The sequence below is a fragment of the Bradyrhizobium sp. genome (assembly GCF_049519115.1).
Lineage (GTDB): Bacteria > Pseudomonadota > Alphaproteobacteria > Rhizobiales > Xanthobacteraceae > Bradyrhizobium.
The window spans coordinates 1-9266 of the sequence record NZ_JBEKRB010000110.1 but is presented as its reverse complement, the minus strand read 5'-3'; the positions used below and the strand labels follow the sequence as shown (position 1 = coordinate 9266).

Genomic DNA, 9266 nt, shown 5'->3' with positions numbered 1-9266 from the left:
CCTTCCTGTCGCAGGCGCCGATGCTCGACTATCTGCGCAGCAAGACGATTCCGTTGACCGCCTACGCTCCGCTCGCGCAAGGCCGGGCGGCGAACGATCCGACGCTTGCCGCCATCGGCCGCAAGCGTGGCGCGACGGCCGCACAGGTGGCAATCGCCTGGCTGCTGGACCAGGATGGCATCATCGCGATTCCAAAGGCCGGTCGCCCGGAAAGCCAGAAGGCCAATCTCGAGGCGCTCACCATCTCACTCGACGACGAAGACCGCGCTGCGATTGCCGCCCTGCCGAAGGATCAGCGCTTCGTCCGGCCGCCGTTTGCACCGGAATGGGATGCTGTCGTGTGAAGGCCCCCTCCTCGAATGGACGTTCGATTTCCAAGGCTGGCAACCCAGCAAATTCGAGGGGCGGCTCAGATTCTTTCTTGAGCAAGCTTCTGACCGCTGCAGTGTTGGCTTGCGGAGCGACGCTGCCCGCCGTAGTAGGCGTCTGTCTTGGTCGCGAAAATGCTGGATACGTCGCCTCCTTCGGAGCTTATCTCGTCACCATCACGCATGCGGACCTGCCGATCGAGGGCCGGGCACCACGGCTCGCAAGTACGATTTTCATGCTCTGCGTCGGAGCGATAGCGGGCGCCTCGGCGGGCCAGCGTGTGTGGATATTCCTTCCCCTGGCAGTGATCGGCGCCTCATGGCAGGCTTGGACAGAGATTGCCGATACAGATCTTAGGTTTCCAGCGGCGATCGCCGTTCTGACGTTACTTGTGTCGACCGCGAACGACCCGTCAAACATCTCCATAGCGACATACGGTGCCGCGTTCGCTGGCGGAGCGATCTGGCAGGGACTGGTTCAGTATATCGCGGCTCGTCCGAGCGACAAGCCGCCGGCGAGTCTCACGAGTGATCTCCAGGCGCTCGTTTTCAGCTTAGCCAGGGCCCGACAATTCATCGCCACGATGGCGACGCTGGGCGCGGTAGGCGGCGCTATCGCATCATCGCTGGCTCTGCCGCACGCCGCTTGGCTGTTGACGACCGCGTTGCGGGTCATGAAGCCTTCGCAAGTGGAGACACGTCTCCGGCTGAAGCATCGGTTCATTGGTACGTCTGCGGGCGCGCTCGTTTCTGCCGGTCTGCTTGGTTGGGAGATTCCGCCGCTGCTGTATGCGGGACTTTTCGGCATCATGCTGACCGCCATGCAGTTGGTTGGGGCCCGACGCTATGCCGTGTGGACATTCTGTCTCACTGTCATTGTCCTCGATCGCGGCCAACGAACCCACGAAGTCGGCTGGCAAGTCGCGGAATATCGGCTGCTGTTGACGATCGGTGGCCTGGCTCTCGCCAGAGTCTTCAGTTTCCGCTTGCCATAAATGCCGACTGCGGTGGTCGGGGTAGACCGCGATGTCCTGCGATCGAATTGCGGAAGCGCTCCACCTTGCGCAGTCACGACCGTCATTCCGTGCCCCTTGTCAGGAATACATCCGGCGAGATCCTGTGATCGCGGAGATTGGATAGACAACCTCCGCCGGCCGTTCGGTTGAAATATTTGCGTTAGGCTGAATGCCGATTGTCTGCAGCAAGATGAAGAGCAGTCGCTGGAGTATGGCCGATCGGCCTCGGAATCGACCGCGAATCCGACGCGGCGGCTGAGACCAGCGAAAAAGGGATTTCGTCCAGGACAAAACCGGAGCCGCGGACGCTACGGATCATGGGCGCCTCGTTTGCTCCGTTCACCTTCCGGCGCAGCCGGCCCATCTGAACGTCGACAATATTCGTTTCAGGAACGAAATTAAAATGCCAGACCTCTTTCAAGAGCACCGCGCGGGTCAGCAATTGGTTACTCCGTTCCATCATGTACTTCAACAATTGAAATTCTTTTTGACGCAAATCGATACGACGGTCGCCACGCTTGGCAGCACGGTCAATGAGATCTAGCTCCAACGGTCCAACCCGCAGCATCGTTTCATTCGGGAAGACCGCCGGCCGACCCGACGACTCTTCGCCCGAACCCGATTCAATTTCGGTAGGAGGCTCATCGCGCCGCAAGGACGAGCCGTCCATCTGATCGACCATCTTCTCCAGCGTGGCCGATACCAGCGAATGGACCATCTCTGCGAGAAGCTGCGTCATTTCGTCGAGCAACGTTGGCGGTATTCGCGCGCCTGAAATAGCGCTAGGTCGCTGGTTGGCCCGCATTGATGAATTCGACGAGGATTGCTGCGAAACGACCGGCTCGACGGCAACGAAGGCCGGACGGTTCCGATGTTGGTCGCAGCTGCTACTATGAGTTCTCATGGCGAGGTCCTCTCCGCCGGCGGCGTGGAATCGAAGGCCGGATTTGGTTGATCACTGGCACCGCGTTCGCTGATGCCCTACCTCTCAAATCTACCGTGTGTTTTACCCAATCCTCCATTGCCACCGAGTGTAGCTCGATTACCGAAATGGTTGCGCATGTTCGATACGTTGGTTGCGCCAACTCCAACCGATCTTACTGCCGAGTCGGCCCGGTTCGTGATGCGGTTCACGAACCTGATCGAAGCGCGCTTCGGTCGGCCACTTGATCCGCTGATCTTGTGATTCTCGGTTGGGTCTGCCGCCGCCCGAACGTCAGAGAAGCACCGGCTTTGATGTCAGTGCGCTTCTGAACGATTCGGTGCGCGGGATGATGTCGAACGCAACAACTCATTTGGACCAGCTTCCACGAGCCATCGATGCGGCCGACGACGCCGGCGACATTCGATGGATCGCAAATCTCGTAAAACGTTCACGACCTGAAAACCGCCCCAGCCTGTTTGACCGACGGCATACCCCACGAATTCACTTCCTGGCCTTTCCGATTTGCTTTTTGAGCACGTCCCGGAGAGCTGCGACGAGTTCGTCACCATCGAAGGGCTTAGTCAGGTAGCAGATCGCGCCGGCCTTCAATGCTCGTGCACGCGTCCGATCGTCTGGGTAGGCAGTGAAAAAAATAAATGGCAAATCGCTTCCTTCGCTACGCAAATGCGCCTGTAGCTCGACGCCGTTCATGCCGGACATTTGGACGTCGGCAATCACACAAGAAATTTCATCGAGGTGGTTCGATCGCAGCAACTCCTCGGCGCACGAAAACGTGTGTACGACGTATCCCAGCGATCGCACGAAGCTGTCAGTCGCTACGCGCACCGGTTCATCATCGTCAACGATTGCTACGAGCGGAATATCTAACAAAGCGTCTTTCCTAATTCCGGGACCGGAATCCCAAACGGATCTCCGCCACGCCTGCTACGGATAGCATCATCGAGACGATTGAAAAACGCTACCTGGGTATAAGCTTCGGAGTTTCGTGCGTCAGTCAGATTCCGGCAGTAGCGGCGACGCGAACATCTTGCGAGGTTGAAAGCAGTGATTCTACGGATTCCTCTTGGCGGCGGCAGCCTATGATACGGAACTGCCGGGGCTGATTTTCATTCCGAACAAATTATTTTGCCTGCCGAGGGGGCGCCGTTAGGCGACTCCTTTGTCTTTCAGTCAATTGGGCCATCCGAAGTGCATAGGCGACGTGATAGCTCCGCGCTCGCACAGCCGAAGCACTCGCCCATCGATTTCCAGATTGCCGACACAACGGCGCCTGATGAGATCAAACGGTCTTCGGTTCACTGTTCAAACAGGGAAATATTCGACACGCGCGAAACGCCTGTGGCATAAATTCGATTTTAACTTTCTGATCGCCGGTTTAATGGCTCGCTGCGCCTAAATCGCATCTGTTGGTGTGGTCGTAAGGGTCGCCAACCAACGGCGCGGATTTGCCGCTCTCGACTCCGGAAATTCCGAGCGGCCCTCCACCTGCCACGATTCCACCCGCGGTCGCGGGGCTTGCCGACACCGGCGTCGATCCGGACGTCACGGTCGTGCCGACACCGAATTCGGCGGCATGCAATGAAAACGTGACGATGAAACTCGCAAATCCCATTATGGCGCCAGCCGATGCGACGGGCGCGAAGGCAACGCCTGGCGTCCGGCCTGCGTCCGGTTGCTGAACCGATCGAGACTGCGTTTGCTGAAACCACCTTTCCCAAGATCCGAGTAGCGTTCGCCCGGCTAGAGAGGTTTCGCCGCGGCGAACCGAGTATCATCTCTAGAGTTTCGAACGACGTATTCCGAGCAGATCAGCCGTCTCGAGCAGATTAATCAACGACCGGGCCTGCATTTTTTGCATCATGTGGCTACGATGAACCTTTACGGTTATCTCGGAGAGATCGAGTTTGGCCGCGATCTGCTTATTCATGAGGCCCTGAACGACCAGTGCCATCACTTCGCGTTCGCGCGAGGTCAGCGACTCGAACAAGATTCGAACTGCCGATTCGGTCTTCTCGCCCTTGCGTCTTTTTTCATCTCGCTCCAGCGCCTTTACCACGGCGTCGAGCATGTCTTGATCGCGAAAGGGCTTCGTCAGGAAGTCGATAGCCCCAGCTTTCATTGCTTTGACCGACATCGGAATATCGCCGTGACCGGTCATGAAGATGATCGGAACGTGAATACCCGCTTCAGCGAGCTTCGACTGAAAATCAAGACCGCTGATTCCCGGTAGTCTGATATCGAGAACCAAACAGCTTGCGGCATCCGGGATATTGCTTCGCGTGAATTCCTGAGCAGAACCGAACAGCTCGACCCGCAACTCTATCGATCGGAAGAGACTGCCGAGCGTCTCACGCACGGCCGAATCGTCGTCAACGACAAAGACAGTTCGTCCGATCGCCTTTGCGAGATTGTCTGGTGATTTTTCGCGCCCGGTCACTACGTATCCTCTTGATGCAATGGCAACGTGAGCTGAAACCGCGCACCCGGCCCCGCGCTGCTAACCGCCGATATCCGTCCTCCGTGGGCTTGGATAATCGAGCGGCAGATCGATAGCCCCATGCCCATGCCGCTCGATTTAGTGGTGAAAAAGGCATCGAATAGCCGGTCGGCGTTCTCGGAGGAGATTCCGGGACCGGTGTCAGTCACGGAGACCAGCACGCCATGCGATTGGTCGCACTCAGACCGGACTAGCAGTTCGCGTCGCTGGTCCGTTACCGTTTGCATTGCCTCGATACCATTCATCATGAGGTTGATGATGACCTGTTGCAGCTGAACCCGATCTCCAAGGACCATGGGTAAAGCAGATGCGAACTCCGTTCGCAGAGATATGCCGTGCTTGACCGTTGCAGGCCGCATAAGCTCGACAGCCTCCTTGGCGACGTCGCTGACGTCGACCGGAACCTTTTCTGTGCTTGTCTTGTTCGCGAGCGCCCGGACGCGCCGAACCACTTCGCTCGCGCGATTACCTTCTTTGATGATCCAGTCCACGGCGCGGCGCGCTTCGTCCAGGTTTGGGATATCTCTATCGAGCCAACGCAGGCAGGCTCCCGCAGCACTGACTACGGCCGAAAGCGGTTGGTTTACCTCATGAGAGATCGAGGCCGTCATCTCCCCTAGCATCGTGACACGAGTTACATGCGCGAGTTCCGTCTGCGCCTTGCGTAGCGCCTCTTCCGTTTGCTCTGCGCGTATCGCCGCGGTGATATCGGTTCCAGTTCCGCGATATCCAAGAAAATTTCCTTTTGCATCGAAAAACGGTTTGCCGCTTGTCTGGATGTATACCGCAGATCCGGAGCTTGACGTGGTGCGATAGACGAAATTGCGAAATGGTAGATGCGCGTCATGCATCGCACGGTGCTGCCGCCACTTTTCGGGTTCTGTTTCGACATCTGTTGCGATGTCCCAACGAGCTAGGCCTGTTGCGGCCGAAGGGAAAAGACCTAAGGAATCGAGCTGATCCGATATGCGGGTGATCTCATGGTCCGGTCCGCTCTCCCACAGCCAGTCGGAAGCTGTTTCGGCATAATCGCGGAAGCGTTGCGCGCTCTCGCGTAACGCCTCCTCGGTCAGCTTGCGGTCCTCGATATCGGTAGCCGATCCGTACCACTTGACGATATCGCCCGCCTCGTTTCGCAGCGGCACGGCTCGGAACAAAAGCCAGCGATATTCACCGTCGAAGCGCCTCAGGCGTGCTTCGAGCGCTCCTCGTCGGCCAGACTCCCGTATGGCGTTCCATTCGATCAACATCCGCTTTTTATCGTCAGGGTGAAAAGCGCGGGGCCAACCGAGCGTGGCCTGCTCTAGCGACAGGCCGGTATAGTCAAGCGCGGGTTGATTGAGAAAGTCGGGACTGCCCTCGGGTCCGGCGCGCCAGACCAATGTCGGGATCGTGTCGATGACAAGCCGAAGGCGATCTTCGGATCGCTCTGTTTCGTCGAAAGCCTTCTGCAGCGCTTTCCCTACAGTACGTTGCTCGGTGTCATACATAACTTTCCAACGGCGGGAGAGCGACCGGAGTGCGTCTGCCGGTTCGGAAGCTACTGGATGCCTGATAGCCGGCGCCTTGGCGTGTTGTATTCTGTGAAAAAATGAAAAATCGCGTGCGAAAGTACCCCAGTTCCGCCAGGCAATGCGAAGCTTTCCGCCCGCCATGGTTGCCCCTCATCCGCTTAACGCCTCAGTCCAGTCGGTCGGACTTGATGCCGCGCGGGGGCCACCGGCAGCGAAATACTGAGGACTTGGACTCTAACGGCGATCACGATCTTGGCCGCTTGCGCGATTACAGGATGCATTACTCGGTAAGTCGGACAAAACCTCAAAGCAAAATGCCCCGCCACGGGGAGGACGTGGCGGGGCTAATCCGGTCCGCTCGGCCCGGGCAATTACCGAGGAGACCAGAAGCAACCATAGCGAGGCCACTGCGTGAGGTTCTCGATATTTCTCATGCATATCAGCGCCGGTCCGCATCGTCTCGACAACGCGGTCGAATGCACGCAACGAGTATGCCTGACGGTGGATGCCTTGGCGCGTTGTATTCCGTGAAAAGATGAAAAATGAGGTATGGCATGAATGAGGCCATGCCCGTTCCGCCGGATGTCCGGTCAGAGATTCCAGGCCTGATGCAGAGCGGTTACCACCTATCGCAAATCCTCGAGGAGCGTGCGCGCAAACTTGAGATCCGCGGTTTCGAATTCTTCCGTGGGATCAATGGAGCATTGCGCACGCGACGAATAGCGGAGTGGAGTTTGACTTGCCCGAACTGCTTCGGATCAAATCACAGATTCTCGCAGCACAGAATGACCGTGAAGACGGCCAAACCGATCACGTTCGAAAAGGTGCAAGTCTCGTGGGCGCTCACTCAGCGGCATAGGCATCTCGATACGCGTCGCGTAGCAGGGCTTTCTGAATCTTGCCCGTCGAGGTCATCGGTAGTGTTTCGAGGACCACAAACTTCTTGGGAACTTCGAAGTTGCCGAGGAGACTTCGACAATGCCTGTTAAGATCGTCCACGTTGATGTCTGCTCCTGGCTTGAGCAGAACGAAGGCCGTTACCGCTTCAGACCACCTGAAATGGGGCAAGCCGACGACGGCGGCATTGGCGACGCTTGCGTGTCGCAGCAGAACTTCTTCGACCTTCTGCGAAGAAACATTCTCTCCGCCGGACTTGATCATATCTTTTTTCCGGTCGACAAAGAGCAGTTGGCCGTCCGAATCGAACATGCCGAGATCACCGGTATGATGCCAGCCGAATGCCTGCGCGTGACGCGTCGCTTCCTCGTCCTTGTAGTAGCCTAACATCACGTTCGGTCCTCGATGGACGATCTCGCCGATCTTTTCGTTCCCGAGGAGGTTTCCCTCGTCATCCATGATGGCTGTCTCGTTGACGTAGGCCGAAACGCCCCAATAGGGACCGAACCGTCGCAATTGCTGTTCCGGCTTGAACATAGTTGTGATCGCGTACATCTCGGTTTGCCCCGAACAGAGCGCGAAGTTCGGGCAGACCTCTTCGATTAGCCGCACAAGGATTGGTTGGGGCATCGGCGCCATCGCATAGACGCAGAGCCTGAGGCTTGATAGGTCGTATGCCGAACGCCGCGGATGATTGAGAATGGCGACGTACATCATCGGCAATGCCACCATGACGGTGATGCGCGAACTCCCGACAGCCTCAAGACAATTGTCGACGTCGAAAGAGCGGTCGAGATGCACAGTTCCACCGACAATCCAAAACGTCATCGATACTACATGCTGCGAAACATGAAACATCGGAAAAACACAGCTCGCGACGTCGTTACTGTTGGCGCCTAACTCCGCAATGTTACTCATGAGGGCGGAATAAACGGAAGCATGCGAATGCATGACGCCCTTCTGCCGTCCTGTCGTACCGCTCGTGTACATGATCTGGGCGAGATCATCGCTGCCGATATCGACGTCGGGTAACGTATCCGGCATGGTCGCGATGACGTCGGTGTAGAGGATCGACGGGGTGGACACGGTCAGGTCCGCCGCGGGACTGAGCACGATGCAGCGAAGCTTTCGTCTGCTGACGATCTCCATGGTCGAGGGGCGCGCGTACAGGTCACCGTCAACGACCAGATAGTGAATCTCCGCGTGTTCAACGATGTTTTCGATGGCGGACGCATAGAGTCCCGTATTTATCGGGACCCATACCAAGCCGGCCTTCTGAATGCCGGTGAAGGCGACAACCATCTCGACGGAATTGTTGCAGAGCATGCCTATACGCCCGCCCGGCACGGCAGGCGTAGACAGCAAATAATTAGCAAAGCGATTGCTGTGGGCGTTCAATTCGGCAAATGAAAGACGGCGCTCCCGATCGACGATCGCGGCCTTTGGGCCGAACCGGCGCGCAGCGCGATGGATAAGGTCGCCGAGGGCGATGCGAGCGATCCGCCTGCGGCCATCGCCCCGCGCAGGAATTTGACCTTCGCTCATGGCCGCCTCCCCTTTGAAAATTGGTTACTCTTTTCGCCGGTGCCAGTACCGGCACGCGACGAATTCGCCTAGATCATGTCAGACATCGCAATGCACCTTGTTGCCGGCCGGCGCGCACCGGCTTCGGGCGGAACACCGAGTCTAGGTCCGCCGATTGGATCGATTGGAAATGACATCGACGCCGTTCTCAAATATCGAATCGATTGCGAAGAATAATCAGTTGGACGATCGAATCGCTCCGGACGGTAAAATAGAAGGCGAGTACCAGCGGATCGGGTAGGCCGCGCTTGTCGTAGTTGCCGTCGACAATAGCCGTCGTGATGAAGTTCCCGTGGTGGTTGATCACCTTGGTTACGTTCATCGTTAGTCTCTCACCGATGATATCGCGCTTCGCCCATTCTCTGATGGCGGGCTTTCCCCAGTAGTCTCGCAACTGGTCGTTTACGAGCGCATCCTCCACGAACGTTTCCATCAATCGCTCGA

General features: G+C 57.5%; 10 protein-coding genes. 3 read left to right on the top strand and 7 right to left on the bottom strand.

Translation table 11 applies throughout. From position 1 onward, the window contains the following. The coding region (locus ABSE61_RS34925; protein WP_423875731.1) for an aldo/keto reductase at positions 1-344 on the top strand (344 nt) is incomplete at its 5' end. A gap of 77 nt (positions 345-421) precedes the next feature. After that, entirely contained in the window at positions 422-1363 is a 942-nt protein-coding gene (locus ABSE61_RS34920) for an FUSC family protein (RefSeq protein WP_423875730.1), read from the top strand. Between the two features lie 181 nt (positions 1364-1544). Here the strand turns inward: ABSE61_RS34920 and ABSE61_RS34915 are convergent, their stop codons facing one another. Continuing rightward, the gene (locus ABSE61_RS34915) at positions 1545-2189 is read right to left on the bottom strand and encodes a winged helix-turn-helix domain-containing protein (protein WP_423875729.1); all 645 of its coding nucleotides are present in this window, start codon (positions 2187-2189) and stop codon (positions 1545-1547) included. Positions 2190-2444: 255 nt separating this feature from the next. Here ABSE61_RS34915 and ABSE61_RS34910 point away from each other — a divergent pair, with 255 nt between their 5' ends. After that, a complete protein-coding gene (locus tag ABSE61_RS34910) occupies positions 2445-2570 on the top strand; it encodes a hypothetical protein (protein WP_423875728.1) in 126 nt (41 codons plus the stop codon). A gap of 240 nt (positions 2571-2810) precedes the next feature. Here the strand turns inward: ABSE61_RS34910 and ABSE61_RS34905 are convergent, their stop codons facing one another. From ABSE61_RS34905 to ABSE61_RS34880, 6 genes are all read right to left on the bottom strand, one after another. Next, positions 2811-3200, bottom strand: a complete 390-nt coding sequence (locus ABSE61_RS34905; protein WP_423875727.1) for a response regulator transcription factor — start codon at positions 3198-3200, stop codon at positions 2811-2813. Positions 3201-3705: 505 nt separating this feature from the next. Further along, entirely contained in the window at positions 3706-3942 is a 237-nt protein-coding gene (locus ABSE61_RS34900; RefSeq protein WP_423875726.1) for a hypothetical protein, read from the bottom strand. Between the two features lie 165 nt (positions 3943-4107). Then, positions 4108-4767, bottom strand: a complete 660-nt coding sequence (locus tag ABSE61_RS34895; RefSeq protein ID WP_423875725.1) for a response regulator transcription factor — start codon at positions 4765-4767, stop codon at positions 4108-4110. Next, the gene (locus ABSE61_RS34890) at positions 4767-6317 is read right to left on the bottom strand and encodes a PAS domain-containing sensor histidine kinase (protein WP_423875724.1); all 1551 of its coding nucleotides are present in this window, start codon (positions 6315-6317) and stop codon (positions 4767-4769) included. Before ABSE61_RS34890 ends, ABSE61_RS34895 begins: the two co-directional genes overlap by 1 nt. 867 nt (positions 6318-7184) lie before the next feature. Then, positions 7185-8783 (bottom strand): class I adenylate-forming enzyme family protein, encoded by a 1599-nt coding sequence (locus ABSE61_RS34885; RefSeq protein WP_423875723.1) that lies wholly within the window; start codon positions 8781-8783, stop codon positions 7185-7187. A gap of 187 nt (positions 8784-8970) precedes the next feature. Further along, a partial coding sequence (locus ABSE61_RS34880; RefSeq protein ID WP_423875722.1) for a hypothetical protein occupies positions 8971-9266 on the bottom strand: 296 nt, incomplete at its 5' end.

Coding starts and splice junctions, on each gene's coding strand:
- ABSE61_RS34915 (WP_423875729.1), bottom strand. CDS start 2,189: ATGCGGGCCAACCAGCGACCTAGCGCTATTTCAGGCGCGCGAATACCG.
- ABSE61_RS34910 (WP_423875728.1), top strand. CDS start 2,445: ATGTTCGATACGTTGGTTGCGCCAACTCCAACCGATCTTACTGCCGAG.
- ABSE61_RS34900 (WP_423875726.1), bottom strand. CDS start 3,942: ATGGGATTTGCGAGTTTCATCGTCACGTTTTCATTGCATGCCGCCGAA.
- ABSE61_RS34890 (WP_423875724.1), bottom strand. CDS start 6,317: ATGTATGACACCGAGCAACGTACTGTAGGGAAAGCGCTGCAGAAGGCT.
- ABSE61_RS34885 (WP_423875723.1), bottom strand. CDS start 8,783: ATGAGCGAAGGTCAAATTCCTGCGCGGGGCGATGGCCGCAGGCGGATC.